Genomic DNA, 16,844 nt, shown 5'->3' on the forward strand with positions numbered 1-16,844 from the left:
TGATGAATGTCCGCGTCCCGAACGTTTTAAAGTTCAGGTCGGCTGGCCGATTGTGACGAGTTGCAATTGCTAGGGAGAGTATGTTCTAAGGAACACAGGACGTCCTATGTGGCCTCCAGGGTGCCTTTTTAAAATGTAAGGAACATGGGACACGTTATTTTCCGAAAAAGTCGGATAAAAGGATAGAAAAAGGCGGTTTAGCTCCATATAGCGTGACTGGGGTTCGTTAGGTTTCCGGGGGTGCTTCTCATTATGAAATAAGACGCCAGCGATTCGTTAGCGCTCCATCATGCACTTGTGCTGCTCTGGCTCCGAGACGTTTAAGAACGCTTGGGCTTTCAGCAGGTTTGAAGACACTGTCTAGTGCGTGAAACATTTTTCATATATTAAGGAGGAGAACTGATGCATCTGATCTTAAAAGCAAGCGGCGCTGACGCGGCGGTCGTATCCCATTTGTTAGCGAAGAATCCGCTGAATATATATGACCGCGTAGACAAAGGCGTGCGTGTAAGAATGGTGTACACCACAACTACAGAGAACGAAACGGAAGTGCTGATTCATGCCGAGCCTGATCCTGTGGATCTGGTCAGGGGTACACCCGATGGATATGACATAACGCAATATATCAATGATCGTGAGTTCGTGACCAGCAGTTTGTTCTGCTCCTACATACGTGGGGCGCTAGGGACGGCCCTGAATGGTAAGCCCAAGGAAGACTATGTGCAATGGGTAGGTCATACTTTTGAGTTGGAACTGACATTTGGCCCAGTGGCGTCCGATCTGCCGGATCGAGTTGTGGAAGAATTATTCTTGCCATTAGGATACGCCGTTTCGGTGGAGCGTGGAGAACTATCGTATTCATTTGATCTGAAAAGTAAAAGCACGGTTCGCCATATCATCCTGCGTGGACGTAATACGGTACAACATGCACTGCGTCAGCTTTTTCTACTGATTCCAGTGCTGGATAATTACAAACATTATTTCATCAGTGAAGATGAGATCGATAAAATCAAACGGTATGGTGAAGGCTGGCTGGATGCTCACCCACTGAAAGAACTCATTGTGAAGCGTACGTTGCGTTTTACCGAACTGATTCGGCAGTATGAGCGTCAAGAGGGTGCTTTGACTGTGTCCTTTGGACAGGAGAGAGGAATAGGCCACACCTCGGAAGCGATTATTCAGGAGAATAAAGCAGGGCATCAGGAAGAAGGAGAACAAGAGTACCTGGGGTCCGAGTCCGATAGCGATGAGAAGCAACTGAATGCAGATTCTAGAGGTCCAGGTGAAGGTACAGATGCAGATACAGAGATAGAAGATGGTGATGCAAAGATTGCTGATGTAGATACAGGTACAGCTGGAGGAGATGGCGGGCAATCTGAACAATCTGAACCTCCTGTGCGGTTAAACGAGTTGCGTTATCGTGCGATTACAGATGTGGTTGCAGCGTTGCCAGTCAAACGGAGCATTGTTGATATGGGAGCGGGTGAAGGCAAGCTGTCTGCCCGTTTGGCGTACATTCCTGGTGTGGAGGCAATTCTGGCCGTTGAACCTTCCGGTCAGTCGCGGCTCCGGGCCATGGAGCGCTTTACTAAGTTGGAGGGGCGTTCAGGAGTGGTGGCTATGCCGGAACCAATCATTGGTTCACTGTTTTATTTTGACGAGCAGATGCAAAACCAGGATGTTATGATCCTGTGCGAAGTGATTGAGCATATTGAGGAATATCGTCTAAACGGAATTATGGATACAATCATGAACGAATATCAGCCAGAAGTGCTGCTGGTCACTACACCAAACAAGGAATATAACGAAGTGTATGCAATGGAGCAGGAAAGCTTTCGCCACCATGATCATCGCTTTGAGTGGACCCGTGCGGAGCTGGTTTCCCGGTGTGAGGAATGGACGCAACAAGGGAACTATGCCTATGAAATTAAAGGTATCGGTGAGCATGCAGAAGGTTATGGAAAACCTACCCAACTGGTCATTTTTGAGCGGAGAAAGGAGAGCCAATCATGAGGAGAATAGTAACACCGAACGAAATCTCGGATGTAGGCAGAGGGCAGCAGGATAGGGAAATTGGGACGGAGGAAAGACAGCGTGAGATTCATCTACCCAACGCAGGCATTGTCGTTCTTGTCGGCCCGTCCAACAGTGGCAAAAGTACGTTGCTGGATCGTCTTGTTGCAGAAAGCGTCATTCGCCGCACGGAAGCCGTCTCATCCGATCAATTCCGCATGCTGGTTGGAGATGATGAGTATGTGGATTGGAAACACCGTCCCCGCAGTGAAGCGGATGTGATCTATGCGGAGTATCAGCAAGTATCGGCCAAAGCATTTGAAGCGATGGAGGCGATGCTGGCAACCCGCTGCCGCCTGAACAAGCTGACCTGGGTGGATGCGACACATCTGTATCCCGAGGATCGCGAGCGCCTGATTCAGGTGGCGAGAAAGGCTCATGTGCCTGTGATTGCTGTCGTGTTGGATATTCCGGAAAAAGAACTACTGGAACGTGATGCCCAGCGGGAGTATCCGCGTGGCCGTCAACGGGTGAAACAACAGGTGCAGCAGTTCAAGCGCACATTACGCTCGATCCGTGAGGATGGCTTCGATGCCAGTTATGTGCTGAAGCGGCCAGATGAGATTACGTTTGTCCGCACATCCAATCCGCTGGTGACTGACATGGGTACAGGTATTGATATCATCGGAGATATTCACGGTTGTTATGATGAAATGATGGAATTAATCGTGCGCCTCGGATATGTGGACAAGGACGGAAGTGGCCTGTATCGTCACCCTGAAGGACGCAAATTGGTCTCCGTTGGTGACGTAACGAGCCGTGGGCCAGAATCGTTACAATGTCTGTTGTTCTGGCAACGTCATTGTACCGCCGAGCTCGCCTACATGATTGACAGTAATCACGGCTGGAAGATCGCACGTTATCTGGATGGTCGAGACGTTACGCTGAGTCATGGTGACGAACGGGTGGAGATGGAACTGCTACAGTTTGAGCAGGAGCACGGCCAAGAGACAGCAAAGCGAGTACGTGCAGAGCTTAGGACCTTTTTGCTTGATGCACCATCTCATCTGGTCTTTTCCCGAAATGGGGTAAGACAGGTGGTTGTGGCACACGCAGGGATACGAGATCATTTTATCGGAAAACAGTCCAAACGTATTCAGGATTACTGCCGGTATGGCGATGTGGAAGGTACGGATGAGCAGGGTCGGCCAGTGCGCAAGGATTGGTATGTGGATCACAATTCGGGTGAATGCATCGTCTGGGGACATGATCCCCGTCCATATCCTACGATTGTGAATGATACGGTCAACATTGATCAAGGTGTCGTTTTTGGTGGCATGCTCACTGCTTGGCGAATGCCAGAACGTGAGGCAGTCAGTGTTCCGGCGAAGCAGGATTATGCTGGAGATCCGGATAGTCCATTAAAGCGCTGGGAACAGCGGCGTTTTGCTCCGCCAAACATACGTAAGTTCAAGGAGGGTTTCACGGTTCAGACAGCATCCAAACTCGACGTGTCTGTGCACGGTGAGGTGGCGAAGACGGCAATTGATACGTTTTCCCATTATACTGTACCGCTGGAAGAACTGCTCTACATCCCGCCTACGATGAGTCCGCCGCCGGGTGTCTGTTCTGTGGAGGGGTATCTGGAGCATCCACAGGATGCGTTCCAGTATTATCGCTTACAGGGCGTTACCCGTATGGTTGCCGAGAAAAAACACATGGGCAGCCGGGCCATTTTACTTCTCTTCCGCGATGAGCAAGCTGCGGTGCAGCGAGTGGGTAGGCCGATGTTGGGGAACATTGTGACCCGGACGGGCCGATCCTTTTTTGACCCTTCGATAGAGCAGGCTGTGCTCTCAAGGTTACATGCTGATTTGACCGCAGATGGTTATTTTGATCGTCATCAGACCGAATTTGTATTGCTCGATGCGGAGATTGTACCTTGGAATCTGAAGGCGCGTGAGCTGATTGCTTCGCAATATGCACATGTGGCCGAAGCCTCGCTTATGGATCGCTCTACGGTACTGGACAAACTGCGCGAAGCTCAAGCAGCAGGTCGTAAGGTAGATGAGTGGTTGCAGGAGACAGCAGGTAAACTCGCTAATGCCGAGACGTTCCGCGATGTATTCCAAAAATACTGCTGGGATGTGGATGATATCGGGGACATTCGGATTGCGCCGTTCCACACACTTGCCCATAGCACGGGAGCATTTTGGGAGCAAACACATGAATGGCATATGGAACAAAACCGTGAGTTCGCCTGGATGTCGACCTTGATGATGGAGACGGAATATCGCATGATCGCAAGTGAGGCAGATGAAGCGGATGTCATTCGTTGGTGGGATGAGATTACGGCGGAAGGTCATGAGGGGATTGTGATCAAACCTGAAACGTTCCGCGCCTGGAATAACAACAAAATGATTCAACCTGCGATTAAAGTACGAGGACGTGCATATTTGCACATCATCTATGGGATGGATTACCTGGCACCCGAGAATTTGTCCCGACTTCGTAAACGCAAAACATCCAAAAAAGAACGTCACGCCTTAATGGAGAGTGCTTTGGGCATGGAGGGTATTGAGCGCTTTATACGCAGAGAGCCAGTGGAACGAATTCATGAATGCGTGCTGGCGACGCTTTCGATGGAGTCAGAGCGAGTAGACCCGCGTTTGTAAAGTGCGAAGGTAAAAGAAGAAGAAATGATGATGAAGCTGGTTCGGAGTAAATCCGAACCAGCTTATTCGGCGTATAAACTTCGTTAAAGCAAGCTCCTTATCACGCCTGTGTGCTTTGTACTGCAACGTTTGACATGATCTGGATCAGTTTGTATGTGCAACTGCGCGAATCTCAATCAGTTGATGAGGGAAGGCGAGTCCTGAGGTCCCGACCATCGTGACAGCCGGACGATGCGTACCAATATACTTTTTGTACACGGCGACACATGCCTCAAGATGCTCCTGCGGGTGAACCAGAAAAATCTCCAGTTCAGCAATGTTCAACTTGGTCACATCGAATCCTGCGAGCACACGATCCAAGTTATCCAGTGTCTGGCGAACCTGTGCTTCAATATCATCGACACCAATAAACGTTCCCTGCATATCATGCGAAAATTGTCCTGCAATGTAGATCGTACCGTTAACGCTGTATCCCTGAGCAACGCTAAATGCTTCTTCCCAGGGCACACCGTGGCTATATATTTGAGCTGTAGTCATAAGTTTCTCTCCTTTGAAATTCAAGATATGGTTAGTATAAACGGAGAAAAACGACTTGGGCAGTACGCACTTTCATGACAGTGACTATCCAAAAGGATAGCGTGAGCAGGGTGTTAGTAAGCCTAACGACTCATTTCGGAGAATCTTTACATCAGGATATTTAATTTAGGTATAACTAACTTAAGTCCTATATCCTTCCCCTAGAATCTGGGTAATAATTATAGTAGGCAAGTGATTAATGGAATCTCATAACGTAACGATAGGGGGTAACCTGTATGGCATCTGTAATTCTGCTGGTGAAACAGACGGAGGACGATGAGAAGGTTATTTATCGATTCGGACCGAATGAGCGAAAGATGGGGCTCATTGAGATGAATAAGATCAAGGAAAGTGTGAGGGAACTGGAACCTGTTCAGGTGGATGGGGTAAGCCCGAGTTTTTTCTTTAACCGAGCCGCGCAACGACTGGTACGATGTTTATTCAGGGAAGGCGGCAAGTTCCCGGAACGAACGACGTTTGAATCATAGTCCTATGGCAGGCTGCATGACAAGTAGCTGAGCAGGCAGCTGAGAGTTCATGGGTTAAATAATGGAAGAAGTCCAAGAGACCAAAGGTGGTGGCTCTTGGACTTTTTTTTAAGTATGGGAGACAGGAACCGCGAAGCGATCGATCCATTCTCGCAATTGTCTACGAAAGGAGGAATTGGTATGCTGGTCAATCTCGATGTTAGAATTATTTTCGCTGGTGGAATCTCTGTTAGTCATGCTCCAGATACCTTGTTCGGTATGAAGCAGCAGGAGAGCTTGATCAGGCAGAGGAATTACATCTTCGGCATAATTGATGATACTGAGGTTATCCACACTACGACCAGAAGCTTCAAAAGAGTTATACCATACCTTCAATAACTCGCGTGTTTCTAGAGGTAGCTCCCAATCGTCCATGAATCTATCTAACAAAATACGGTTTTCCTCGTTCGTCAAGACATTCCATTGTTCCTCCGTTATCGTGAACTGAGTAGGTTGATCAATGAATGGTTTGTGTTGCCCTATGTAAAATTGGAACAGTTCCTCTTCCCATTCTTCAGGTTCTGTCCAGGTGAACAAATGCACACGTTGATTCACTGCCAAATGATAGAGGTATGTATCGTTGTTATCTGTACTTTTGTGAATAGTTAATACCTTTTCTTGTTCAAGGCTGTCTGAGTACGCTCTAATCATGCTGCGGCTTTGGGCAAAATGCATAAGCATCTTCAAAAACTCCGGCTCGATCTCTATCTCGGTATCTTCCATATGCAAGATCAGCCCTTTGGATAAAAGACCGTGAGAGGCAGCCCTTAGAACGAGTTCCCAGTGTTGTTCAGATAACTCGCCATACATCGGTTTTAGGAGACCGGCTGCAATGTCCTCTGCGCCAAGTGTGGCCAGCGCAAATCCGAATTCTTCAATGGATAAGGTAACAAGTGGTTTATTCATGAGCTTAACCGCCTACTTTCTATGTAGATTGTTAGATAAAGGTTACTTTTTTTAAAAGGTCATTTGTGCTCATTCCAAGTTTTTCGAAGTACTTTAAGAATGTCGCTTTCCTGATGTTTCAGAAGACTATACGTATATATTTTATAGCTTTTTCCATCAACCATTTTGAATAAGTAATAGGATGGAGTAGGCTGGATCCATTTGTTTAGTCCCGGTGCTACGAAATCAATGGTACGTATATCCTTCCAAGATAACTGTTTTCCTGCATTTGTCTTAATGCCAGACAGATCGAAGGAAAATAAAATGTTTGTTCCAAATATTCTCGTGATGTTCCAGATAAACAGACGTCCCACAAACCAAAAGCTTAAGAATGCCGCACTAGTAAAGTACAAGGTTTGCAGAACGCTATTGTCACCATAGATAACATCACCAATCAAGACAAGTCCAGCTATGATAAAAAGAGCAGATATCAGCGTATGACGTATTGCATATTTGCGTTGGTATGTAACGAACTGCATGGATACCTCCTAAGTATTATTTGAAGAGTTTACTAACCCATCTAATCCCTTTTTCAGCCGCTGAGGCTATATGTTTTCCGGCATAACTACCTATAGCTCCGCCTACATAAGCTCCAACTGCTGTTCCTGCAGGCCCGGCGAACGATAATAGGGTCCCGCCAACAATAGCCCCGGCTCCTGCAGAGGCAGACTTGATCACGATATTCGATGTGGACACGGCGAGATCCGTTTTGGTTAATGTTCCTTCCTTATACTTGGAGACCGTTTTAACCCCTTCATCCCAAACATTAAGTCCTACGTTGATAGGGAACAGTTTTTTGCTTATCATTGTAGGGATTTTGGAAATTTTCATACCGTATTGACCTTTATTCACACCGGCAATAACATTGCGGGTCCATTGACCGAAGCTGTTGGCTTTGTTGAAACCAAGCCCGATATCACCTACTTTTAATTTACCTGCTAGTCGATCAAAGCCCTTTAATCCTTTCATAACCAGACCGGGGTTGCGGAATTGTTTATCCAGTTTACGTGCCATGTTACTCAGAAAGGAATTCCCCTTTCCCTTCACCCACGGGGCATTATGGACTTTGGCACGGCTAGAGTTCCGGGGATCTACTTTGAAATGAACCGTTTTGGAGAGTACCATGGACGTAGCCATAGCAGAATATAATCCTGTTCCAATCAGGCCTACATTCCCATGAATCCCATTAATTATATTCCAGGACTTACTTCCTTGATCATATATATCTGATAGCGTCGTTTTTACATCTTTCCCGGAAGTGGATTGGCTTGTACTGGTCTGTACACCATGCCACTGAGATTGATCCGCTTGTGAGAAACGAGTTGCGATGGTATGTAGTTCCGTGCCAATCGCAGAGACTGAGCTGGAGAATCTTTCCATTTGCCGATGTGCCACCTGAAAGTTCTGAAAGAAACGCTCCTGTGTGATTCCCGACCACTGGCTTTGTAATGTACTTATATGTCTGCTTAAATTGTTAATCATGCTACGACTATGTTCCGAAGCTTGAGCAAATTGCTTGGAGATTGCCTGAAGCTGCTCAGGCGGTACAATAATCCTGGTCACGACATTCACCTCGTGGAAGATAAAATTAAGAATTTCTACAGATTATGTATATATCAAAAATGAAACGCTGTGAAATATTTACCCACTAATTTTAAAGGTCGAAACGTTTATTCGCAACGGATAATAAGGAATTGACGCGCAAAACAGTCCTTTGGTTGGGTTAAATTAGTGCTTTTCGTAAGACTTTGTTCCTGCAAATGGGACGAAGAGTATAAACAAAGAAGCCCACAACCCCCTATAGGGGGCGTGGACTTGTAAATTTTAGTTTGGTCTTCAAGGAGAATGTACTTATGGACATTCCTCAACTAGAACGTTTTGGCATAAGAGATCAGTGCCGTAATCGTGATTATATTAAGCAACGTTGAGATCAGTACCGTCTGGGCTGCAAAATCGGGTTCGTTATCGTATTCTTCCGCGAGAATGGATGCATTGACACCGGTCGGCATACCCGAAGCGATAATGAGTGCCTGTGCAGCGATACCTTCCAATCCAAGCAGTAGCACAATTGAAATCCCGATAGCGGGGCCAATCAGGAGACGCAAAAATGTGCTAATATACACATCAAGACGGTACAGCCGGATTGGATATTTTACAATCTGTGCTCCGAGTGTCAACAGCGCCACGGCAACCATACTTTGCTGCGCATAGGTCAGCGGCATGGACAGGAACGTAGGCAAGGGAACCTTCCACATGTGAAACAGAATCCCCAGCAAGAGCGCATACGGAACAGGCATTTTAAGAAATCCAATAATCACGGCACGGTAATTACCTTTGAGCTTCGCGCCCTGAATGGACAACACGCCATAGGTGAACGTCAGTAATGCTTGTAAAGACATGACCAGCGCCTGGATGGAAGAGGCGAGTGGATCGCCGCGGAATACCAGTGCATTGATGGGCAGTCCATAGTTGCCTGCGTTATCCAGCATAATGCTGTTGTTGAAGGCAGCCTTCATGCCTTTATTCATCTTAAGTGAACGCGCAACTACAGAACCTACAATATAGAGAATCAATACATATATTGCGTAAAAGAGTGTCACAGTCCCGAGCAGTTCCCCGGACATATCCGAGTGATACATGCTCATAAAGACGGCTGCGGGGGTAATACAATAGAAATTGATTTTGGCGAGGGTGTACAAGTCCAGCTTGAACACCTTTTGCATCCAGGACCCGACGGCGATCAGGAGAAAGACGGGCAGGACGACTTCAAGCATGATGTCTGCAATCATTAGTTCAGCTTCCTTTTTCATGAAAATTTCAATCCGATTTCGAAAATGCTTTGCTCATTATATCATTTTATACACAACCGAATGTGTGAATTGGCTAAAAAACATCAGGAGGGGTTGCGTCATGATTCCAGATCATCTGGATGTTGGTTTATCGATATTGTTTATTGGTTTCAATCCGAGCATTACGTCTGGGGAGACGGGTCATCACTATGCTTACAAAGGAAACCGGTTCTGGCGCATCCTTGAACGGTCGGGATTAACCCCGCGTTTATATGATGCACAAGAGGATGGAGAGTTGCTGAAGCTGGGATACGGATTCACAAATATCGTGGCCCGGCCCACTAAAGGTATGGAAGATATTACGAAGGAAGAATATGCAGAAGGACGCCAGATTTTGCGGCAAAAGCTGGAGGAATACCGACCGGACATCGCCTGTTTTGTCGGAAAAGGAGTGTACACCCAGTATAGCAAACGTACCAAAGTGCAATGGGGATTCCAGGATTACCCGGTCGTCAAGGAGATTCAGGAGTTTGTCGCTCCCTCGTCCAGTGGACTCGTGCGGATGTCGATGGATGAGATTGTGGCCATCTATTCCCAGCTTGCTGATTTTGTTGCGGAGAAGAACAGGGAAGATTAAGAGGCAAGTAAGCAGAGTTCACCCAGTCGGCTTCGCCGATAAGGGCGAATTCTTTTTTTTTGGATAAAGTGAGAGGTTTCGGGAACGGCTTCCGTCTATATAGTACAGAACCATGCATGGAAGCTGTAGAGAAGGGGGATTACATGACTCAACAGATACCGGAGGAGGAGCTTATTCAGCGCATTGTTGCAGGGGATAAGCAGTTGTTCTCCGTGCTTGTGGATCGATATAAAAATAAAGTCTACGGCATCATGCGCGGAATGGGCGCGAGTCATCCGGATGCACAGGATCTCGCTCAGGATACGTTCATTCGCATCTATCGTTATCTCCCGTCGCGGCGGGAGGGAAGCAGTTTCTCGTCGTGGGTGTACACCATTGCGGTGAATCGGATGCGGGATTTTATACGGGAAAAGAAACCCGTGATGTCTCCGGTCGATCAAGGGATCGAACCTGTCAGTAATGAAACACCGGAAAAACGTGTGCTGCATAAAGAGATGCAGCGTGAAATATATCGACAGCTCGAACAGTTACCGGAATCGTATCGCCTGGTGTTATTACTGAAGTACACAAACGAGCTGAGCTATGAAGAGATTGCAGACATTACAGGCATGAGTTCAACCAAAGTGCGCAACGCCCTTTACCGCGGTAAAAAAACGCTGAGGAAGCAAATGGAACGCAAAGGAGGTTTAGCTACGTATGAAGCCTATTTCAAAGGATGAAGATCGGTTGTGGGAGGAGCACCTGTACCGTGAGGAGCCGGATGCGGATTTTACGCTTAAGGTCATGCGGAAGCTGGATGGGGTGTCCATGGAAAGTGGAGAAGACGAGCATCCATTCATGAAAAAATCCAAGAGAGCGCATTGGATGCGCCGGACGTGTATCGCTGCAGCGGCAGTTGTGATCTTTGCCGGAGGGGCCTGGTTTGCTTTCGAACGAACAGCAGAGCCAGCACAACCCGCGGTAAATGCTGTGGATCGTCTGCCATTGCCTAACATACCTGTGCCTGAAGCATTGAAATATTCCTATTTTGCGGATGATTATAAACGTCTTAAACCTCTTGGACTTGTGGTTAATCCGGATATCAATATCAATGACCAGGGCTACACGCTTAAAATTGAAGACGTGCTTGTAGACCGATCTCATATGGTAATGACCATGCAACAAACAACACCTGATGGATTAGGGGTATCACGGTTTCTGCCTGAGTTGGGGAGAATTCATGTTACTGATGAAGAGGGGCGACAGGTTGCCACTCTTGCAAGAGATGCAAGAACAAAGGGCCCTCTAACTGAACGATTGTTATTCCAGTTTCATGATGAAATTCCGGATCAAGTGGTCGTGCGGGGTGAACTGCGTAATTTAAATGTGGGCAGATATTATGATTACGAGAAGAAATCCTACGAAGATAGAGATGTTACGGTGGATTGGAGCTTCAAATTCAAGATCGATATGACCAAAGCCAAATCATTGGCTGTTGAAAATTCTATGGATAACACATATACGACGCCAGAAGGACTAAAGCTTGATATGACACAGCTTGTACGCACGCCAAACGGAACCCGGCTTGACCTGAATGTGAGTCTGGATGATGAACTTCGTGCCAAAGTTGATGAGAATTGGGCGAGCTATATGAGTATCATCTACCATCTTGAGATTCCTGAAACAAATGAATATCGAATTTTCAATGGAATAAGACCAGATGCCCGTCAAGCCAAGTTCCAGCTCCAAGATCAGAGTGACTTAAGGAACGGTGGGCCGTTGAAGTTGTCAGAGACATGGGACCCTGCGTTGGTAACGGTAGATGCGAAGAACATTCGCTTTGTTCTGGATGGTTACACCCTGCCGGTGAAAGAAGAGAAATCAGTGGAAGTTGATCTGAATAAGAGGCGTAAGGACACGAATTTTTATACTTTTGCACAATTTGAACAGCTTGGAGATAAAATATTATTCTATGATTTTGAGTACGAGCCACTGATGGAATCGTATGATCCTCCGAAGATTGATGTAAAGGAAGGGTATTCACTAGTTCTGAAGGGGAGTGGGACGTTCCGAAATGCTTTCATGGGTGATCGCTGGGTTGCAGTAGATTCGGATGGAAAAGAGTATCCTGTTGAAGTGAACGGTTATCCGGATCAACCTAATAATAACGGTGAATACGTTGAAGATGATCTGCAATTAAAAATTCGGGGGTTTAACGAAGAAAAGGGTACAAAATTCACTTTGAAAAGAACAGTAGTCAATAGAGAGTATCGTGATGTGAATTGGGAAGTGGACCTTCCATCGTACAATAGTCTACCTTGGCTGAAATAACGATTAGTACATCTATTTTAATCAACAGCCATGAAGTAAATGAACGCTTCGAATGGATGTATAAGGATGGATCAACAGATTTAAGTGTGGATGTATAGACATATAAGCATATAAGCCTAATATACGAAAAGGCCCTGCATAATGGTATGCGGGGCCTCTTTCGTTTGCACCAGACTTACGGGGACAGCAAGTACCTAACGAATGCATCTTCAAAAAAGAGCGGTTACCCTTTCCGAATTATGCCGATTCCCTTGGAATCAACGTAGTCGATAACATAACCGTTTCTTTTGGCGTCCCCGGGCGTTCGATCCGGCGTTGCAAAGCCTCTACGGCACGCTGTCCGAGTTCCTCTTTACACAGATTAACTGTGGTCAGAGGCGGGGAAGACGTAACGGCAGAGTGTACATTGTCGATACCGATGACAAGGCAATCTTTAGGTGTGGAGATGCCCATCTCCTGTAATTTGTACATCCACTGCAAGGCGATATCATCATTAACACCGATCCAGGCATCGGGACGTTCATCATCTGGCATGTTTTGAATGGTGGCAGCCAATTGGTTAACCCATTCCCCATTCTCATATGGGATGTTCCATTCCCTGAAGCTGGTCGTATGACTGGTATCCACATGAAAATGGTTCAAGGCCAACTCAATCCCGATCTTCCGCTGCGCGAAGCTGGCAGCACGACCATCATCTGTGATGAGGCCGATCCGTCGGCAATTCATAGACATTAGATATCTAGCCACAGTGATGCCAGCTTCCAGATTATCATGGCTGATCGTATCACAATTCAGCAGGGGTTCCTGATGATCTACCAAAATAATAGGCCGACCCGTCTGAGAGAGTCGTTGCAGAACCGTATGCGGGAAAGCCCCCATGACAATAATCCCGGCACAACGTTCCCAGTCCAAGTGAGGAGCAATAGCTTTTTCGGGAGAGGTGTTCTCGTCCGTCACTCCGAGTGAGGGAGATACGATGGCATGATGCCAACCACGCTCATTACAGGCGGAGATCATGCCAGACAGAACACGTTGCCAGTAGTGAGGTTCACCGCGGTTGAGCTGATTCATGCATATGAGAGCAAACGGTGGATCGGACGGATCTGCATGGTTTGCAGCAGGAATATTGTTAGTACCCGGAGTACTTTGGCGATATCCTAAAGCGCGAGCGAGTTCCAGTACCCGTGCGCGTGTCGCTTCACTGACACCCGTCTTGCCACTGAGTGCGCGGGAGACGGCATATTTGGATAATCCGAGCTGGTCAGCCAGCGTCTGAATGGATACTTTGCGTGACATATCATTACTCCTTCATTTGACGATCATCTTCTGACACAGTACACTTACAAATAATAATGTTATTATAATTTATCATAACAAAAATAACAATAGTGTTAGGATCATATAGTCAATCTAAACCAATCTATATAAGTTGAACTAATCATTTACACGATAACGGAGAGGACAGAAAAAAATTGACAAAGCGAAGCGTGCGCCTTTATCACCGGATTTCCCCTTGAGAAAGGGGATCGAAAAAATCTGGGGATAACAGCGATTGGAGAGTTGTTCTGTCATCGTAGTGCCAGTGTAAATAATCTTTTGTCAACTTATACATAAAACCTCAATTCAAAGGAGACAACATCCATGGAACAGTTCAGATTACCGAAAATCCCTATGCCGCATCTGGAATTACCGCAAGCTGTGCAGGATATTCTGACTGAGGCGGACGAGCGTTTGCAACATCGACCGAGGTTGCTGGCTCAATTTCGCAATTGTTTTCCCAATACGCTGGAAACGACTACAAAGCTGCTCGATGATGGAACAACCTTTGTAATTACAGGGGATATTCCCGCCATGTGGTTAAGGGATTCCGTAGAGCAGGTCATGCACTATGTTCCACTTGCGAAGAATGATGAGAAGTTGCAGCGTATCATTGGAGGCCTGATCAAACGTCATACGTTCTACGCTGATAAGGATATCTATGCCAATGCATTCAATGAAACGGCGAATGGATGGCATTGGGATGCTAATGATGAGACGGAGATGTCACCTTGGGTATGGGAACGGAAGTTTGAGCTGGATTCCCTTTGTTTCTCCATGAAGCTGGCTTATACATATTGGCGGGAGACGGAACTTACGGATATATTCGATGAGCGCTTCAAGAAAGTGATGGAGAATATCGTACAACTATGGGAGACAGAACAGCATCACACAGAGCAATCACCTTACCGGTTCATGCGTCGAAATTGTCCAGCCCATGATACGCTGCGTAATGAAGGATTGGGTATGCCCGTAAATTACACGGGGATGATCTGGTCCGGATTTCGTCCGAGTGATGATGCCTGTGATTTTCATTATAATATTCCGGCGAACATGTTCGCTGCGGTAACCTTGCGTCAGATGGGGGAGATCGCGAAGTGGGTGTTCAGGGATGAACAACTGGTAAGCCGGATGGCTCGTTTGGAAGAAGAAATACGACACGGTATCTCCCTGTACGGTACTTATCGTCATCCAGAGTATGGACAGATTTATGCCTATGAGACGGACGGTTACGGTAACTTTTGTCTGATTGATGATGCGGGCACGCCTGGACTGATGTCCATTCCGTATATGGAGTATGCTTCGATTGAAGACAAGGTGTATCAGAACACACGGCGATTCATTTTGAGTAAGGAAAATCCATTCTATTATGAAGGGAAGGTAGCCAAAGGAATAGGTAGCCCCCACACCCCTCCGGGATACATCTGGCACATGGCGTTATCCATGCAGGGCTTAACCGCAGACAATGACGAGGAAATACTGGCGATGATTGCATTGCTGGAAAGTACGGATGCGGGTACCGGATATATGCATGAAGGCTTCCACGCCGATGATCCCAACACGTTCACCAGACCATGGTTCGCCTGGTCCAACAGCCTGTTCTCGCAACTGGTGTATAAGGCAATGAAAAAAGGAATTCTATAAGTGACGTAGTTCAAAAAAATAATTGCTCAATGCCTGCAAAGTGGCCGTTCCGGTTACGAATCGTTCTTTTGATCGCTGTTATCCCCGGATTTCTTGATCGCCTTTTGTAAAGTCGAAATCCGGTGATAAAGGCGAACGCTTTGCTTCTTCAGAATCGATTTCGTTCCCTGCACTACTTTTACTATCGAGCACGACTGTTTTTGAACGATATCATTTTTAGAATAGGAGAGTAGGTAAAAAAACAACAAAGCCCAAACTGCAAAGTTCAGCAGTTTGGGCTTTGTTTAGTTGAAAAACACAGGCGCTTCGCTATGTGTTTTTCAGCAGGTCAGCGATGAACACTTTCTGGCCTGTGCGGGCGCTTTCCAGGGAAGCGAGGACCATGGCCATGCTGAACTGGTTATCGCTGCAATCGGTCTCAGGTAATCGTCCGGATTCCAGTGCAGCGAACATGTCTTCGAGACAGCCGTGATGACCTGTTTTGTCCATGACAGGCAGTTCCGCTTCAATCCGCTCACTTGGCTGGAAAAAGGATGGTTTGCCGTCAGCATCCAGGCTTTGCGCAGCAACTACTTCAGCATAGATGTCATCATGACCATCCCAGATGGCGGTTCCTTTTTCACCGATTACGCGCCAGCTTGCTTCCCATGATGTGGGTACACCTTCTGCGCACCAGGATCCGCGATAGTTGAATACGGACCCGTCAGACATCTCAAATATACATAACGCCATCGCATTGCCCTGATACCAGGAACCTGGAGGATTGAACTCATGGCAGTACACCGATACCGGGTTGGCTCCGAGAATATACCGTGCCTGATCAAACGTATGTATCGCCATATCGAGCAGCAGCGGACTATCCATCATATCCCGGAATCCGCCGAAGTGTGGCCCGAGGAAGAAGTCGGCTCCTGCGTAACCTACCTGCCCTATAGCCCCGCCGGAAATGAGGTGCTGGTAGGCGCGGATACGCGGATCGAACCGGCGATTTTGCATGACGGCTTGAATGTGTCCTGTGCTGCGAGCGGTTTGCACAATGTCTGTGCATTCGGAGAAGGACTCTGCTAGTGGTTTCTCGCCAAATACATGACATCCTTCCTTCAAGGCTGTCATGGCAATGCCGTAATGACTCGCCGGAATCGTGACATCGAATACGATATTCGCGCCAGTCGCTTGAATGCCTTCACGGATATCGGTGAACGTAGGGCAGGTGAGGCCATGTCTTGTAGCAAAAGTAATGGCTGTCTGTTCATACAGATCGACCAGTCCGACGATTTCTGTATCCGGCCTTTGCAAGGCATAGTCCGCCCACGTGTTTGCCATAGCACCGCAGCCAGCGATAATTACCCGATAAGGATGAGTCATGTTCTCATCTCCTTCGTATGGATTGTGTTATACAGCTCGCATGGTT

At 47.0% G+C, this 16,844-nt stretch carries 14 protein-coding genes; 7 read left to right on the forward strand and 7 right to left on the reverse strand.

The genetic code is table 11. The features are described 5' to 3' along the window. Positions 1 to 402: 402 nt before the first annotated feature. Both NZ043_RS15010 and NZ043_RS15015 read left to right on the forward strand, forming a co-directional pair. Positions 403 to 2,013 (forward strand): 3' terminal RNA ribose 2'-O-methyltransferase Hen1, encoded by a 1,611-nt coding sequence (locus NZ043_RS15010; protein WP_289391366.1) that lies wholly within the window; start codon positions 403 to 405, stop codon positions 2,011 to 2,013. Further along, positions 2,010 to 4,688: a polynucleotide kinase-phosphatase gene (locus NZ043_RS15015; RefSeq protein WP_339312488.1), complete on the forward strand. Its 2,679-nt coding sequence runs from the start codon at positions 2,010 to 2,012 to the stop codon at positions 4,686 to 4,688. The genes NZ043_RS15010 and NZ043_RS15015 overlap by 4 nt, the downstream gene beginning before the upstream one ends. 144 nt (positions 4,689 to 4,832) lie before the next feature. Here the strand turns inward: NZ043_RS15015 and NZ043_RS15020 are convergent, their stop codons facing one another. Then, complete coding sequence (locus NZ043_RS15020; protein WP_339312490.1) at positions 4,833 to 5,225, reverse strand: RidA family protein; 393 nt, start codon at positions 5,223 to 5,225, stop codon at positions 4,833 to 4,835. 275 nt (positions 5,226 to 5,500) lie between these two features. Here NZ043_RS15020 and NZ043_RS15025 point away from each other — a divergent pair, with 275 nt between their 5' ends. Next, a complete protein-coding gene (locus NZ043_RS15025) occupies positions 5,501 to 5,752 on the forward strand; it encodes a hypothetical protein (protein WP_047841868.1) in 252 nt (83 codons plus the stop codon). Between the two features lie 108 nt (positions 5,753 to 5,860). On the opposite strand, the gene NZ043_RS15030 is transcribed toward NZ043_RS15025, so the two are convergent. From NZ043_RS15030 to NZ043_RS15045, 4 genes are all read right to left on the reverse strand, one after another. Continuing rightward, the gene (locus NZ043_RS15030) at positions 5,861 to 6,697 is read right to left on the reverse strand and encodes a hypothetical protein (protein ID WP_339312493.1); all 837 of its coding nucleotides are present in this window, start codon (positions 6,695 to 6,697) and stop codon (positions 5,861 to 5,863) included. A gap of 59 nt (positions 6,698 to 6,756) precedes the next feature. Beyond that, the gene (locus NZ043_RS15035; protein ID WP_133386630.1) at positions 6,757 to 7,215 is read right to left on the reverse strand and encodes a hypothetical protein; all 459 of its coding nucleotides are present in this window, start codon (positions 7,213 to 7,215) and stop codon (positions 6,757 to 6,759) included. Between the two features lie 16 nt (positions 7,216 to 7,231). Beyond that, positions 7,232 to 8,299, reverse strand: coding sequence for a WXG100 family type VII secretion target (locus NZ043_RS15040; protein ID WP_339312496.1), 1,068 nt, complete (start codon positions 8,297 to 8,299; stop codon positions 7,232 to 7,234). Positions 8,300 to 8,604: 305 nt separating this feature from the next. Then, positions 8,605 to 9,525, reverse strand: a complete 921-nt coding sequence (locus NZ043_RS15045) for an AEC family transporter (protein ID WP_339312760.1) — start codon at positions 9,523 to 9,525, stop codon at positions 8,605 to 8,607. A gap of 121 nt (positions 9,526 to 9,646) precedes the next feature. On the opposite strand from NZ043_RS15045, the gene NZ043_RS15050 reads away from it, so the two are divergent. The 3 genes from NZ043_RS15050 (at position 9,647) to NZ043_RS15060 (ending at position 12,472) form a co-directional block, all read left to right on the forward strand. Continuing rightward, positions 9,647 to 10,162 (forward strand): mismatch-specific DNA-glycosylase, encoded by a 516-nt coding sequence (locus NZ043_RS15050; RefSeq protein WP_339312498.1) that lies wholly within the window; start codon positions 9,647 to 9,649, stop codon positions 10,160 to 10,162. A 143-nt stretch (positions 10,163 to 10,305) separates the two neighbouring features. Then, entirely contained in the window at positions 10,306 to 10,881 is a 576-nt protein-coding gene (locus NZ043_RS15055; protein ID WP_062832928.1) for a sigma-70 family RNA polymerase sigma factor, read from the forward strand. Further along, complete coding sequence (locus NZ043_RS15060) at positions 10,859 to 12,472, forward strand: hypothetical protein (protein ID WP_339312499.1); 1,614 nt, start codon at positions 10,859 to 10,861, stop codon at positions 12,470 to 12,472. The genes NZ043_RS15055 and NZ043_RS15060 overlap by 23 nt, the downstream gene beginning before the upstream one ends. Before the next feature lie 237 nt (positions 12,473 to 12,709). Here the strand turns inward: NZ043_RS15060 and NZ043_RS15065 are convergent, their stop codons facing one another. Beyond that, positions 12,710 to 13,768, reverse strand: coding sequence for a LacI family DNA-binding transcriptional regulator (locus tag NZ043_RS15065; protein WP_339312501.1), 1,059 nt, complete (start codon positions 13,766 to 13,768; stop codon positions 12,710 to 12,712). Positions 13,769 to 14,113: 345 nt separating this feature from the next. Between NZ043_RS15065 and NZ043_RS15070 the strand changes: the two genes are divergently transcribed. Beyond that, complete coding sequence (locus NZ043_RS15070; protein WP_339312503.1) at positions 14,114 to 15,433, forward strand: glycoside hydrolase family 125 protein; 1,320 nt, start codon at positions 14,114 to 14,116, stop codon at positions 15,431 to 15,433. Positions 15,434 to 15,742: 309 nt separating this feature from the next. Here NZ043_RS15070 and NZ043_RS15075 read toward each other — a convergent pair whose 3' ends face one another. Beyond that, complete coding sequence (locus NZ043_RS15075) at positions 15,743 to 16,798, reverse strand: Gfo/Idh/MocA family oxidoreductase (RefSeq protein WP_133386636.1); 1,056 nt, start codon at positions 16,796 to 16,798, stop codon at positions 15,743 to 15,745. Positions 16,799 to 16,844: the final 46 nt, after the last annotated feature.

This window comes from Paenibacillus sp. FSL k6-2145 (assembly GCF_037976585.1).
In the GTDB taxonomy this organism is placed as follows: domain Bacteria; phylum Bacillota; class Bacilli; order Paenibacillales; family Paenibacillaceae; genus Paenibacillus.

What these genes read in the sequence shown, in the direction of transcription:
- NZ043_RS15010 (WP_289391366.1), top strand. Translation starts at nt 403, where the DNA reads ATGCATCTGATCTTAAAAGCAAGCGGCGCTGACGCGGCGGTCGTATCC.
- NZ043_RS15015 (WP_339312488.1), top strand. Translation starts at nt 2,010, where the DNA reads ATGAGGAGAATAGTAACACCGAACGAAATCTCGGATGTAGGCAGAGGG.
- NZ043_RS15020 (WP_339312490.1), bottom strand. Translation starts at nt 5,225, where the DNA reads ATGACTACAGCTCAAATATATAGCCACGGTGTGCCCTGGGAAGAAGCA.
- NZ043_RS15025 (WP_047841868.1), top strand. Translation starts at nt 5,501, where the DNA reads ATGGCATCTGTAATTCTGCTGGTGAAACAGACGGAGGACGATGAGAAG.
- NZ043_RS15030 (WP_339312493.1), bottom strand. Translation starts at nt 6,697, where the DNA reads ATGAATAAACCACTTGTTACCTTATCCATTGAAGAATTCGGATTTGCG.
- NZ043_RS15035 (WP_133386630.1), bottom strand. Translation starts at nt 7,215, where the DNA reads ATGCAGTTCGTTACATACCAACGCAAATATGCAATACGTCATACGCTG.
- NZ043_RS15045 (WP_339312760.1), bottom strand. Translation starts at nt 9,525, where the DNA reads ATGATTGCAGACATCATGCTTGAAGTCGTCCTGCCCGTCTTTCTCCTG.
- NZ043_RS15050 (WP_339312498.1), top strand. Translation starts at nt 9,647, where the DNA reads ATGATTCCAGATCATCTGGATGTTGGTTTATCGATATTGTTTATTGGT.
- NZ043_RS15055 (WP_062832928.1), top strand. Translation starts at nt 10,306, where the DNA reads ATGACTCAACAGATACCGGAGGAGGAGCTTATTCAGCGCATTGTTGCA.
- NZ043_RS15060 (WP_339312499.1), top strand. Translation starts at nt 10,859, where the DNA reads ATGAAGCCTATTTCAAAGGATGAAGATCGGTTGTGGGAGGAGCACCTG.
- NZ043_RS15065 (WP_339312501.1), bottom strand. Translation starts at nt 13,768, where the DNA reads ATGTCACGCAAAGTATCCATTCAGACGCTGGCTGACCAGCTCGGATTA.
- NZ043_RS15070 (WP_339312503.1), top strand. Translation starts at nt 14,114, where the DNA reads ATGGAACAGTTCAGATTACCGAAAATCCCTATGCCGCATCTGGAATTA.
- NZ043_RS15075 (WP_133386636.1), bottom strand. Translation starts at nt 16,798, where the DNA reads ATGACTCATCCTTATCGGGTAATTATCGCTGGCTGCGGTGCTATGGCA.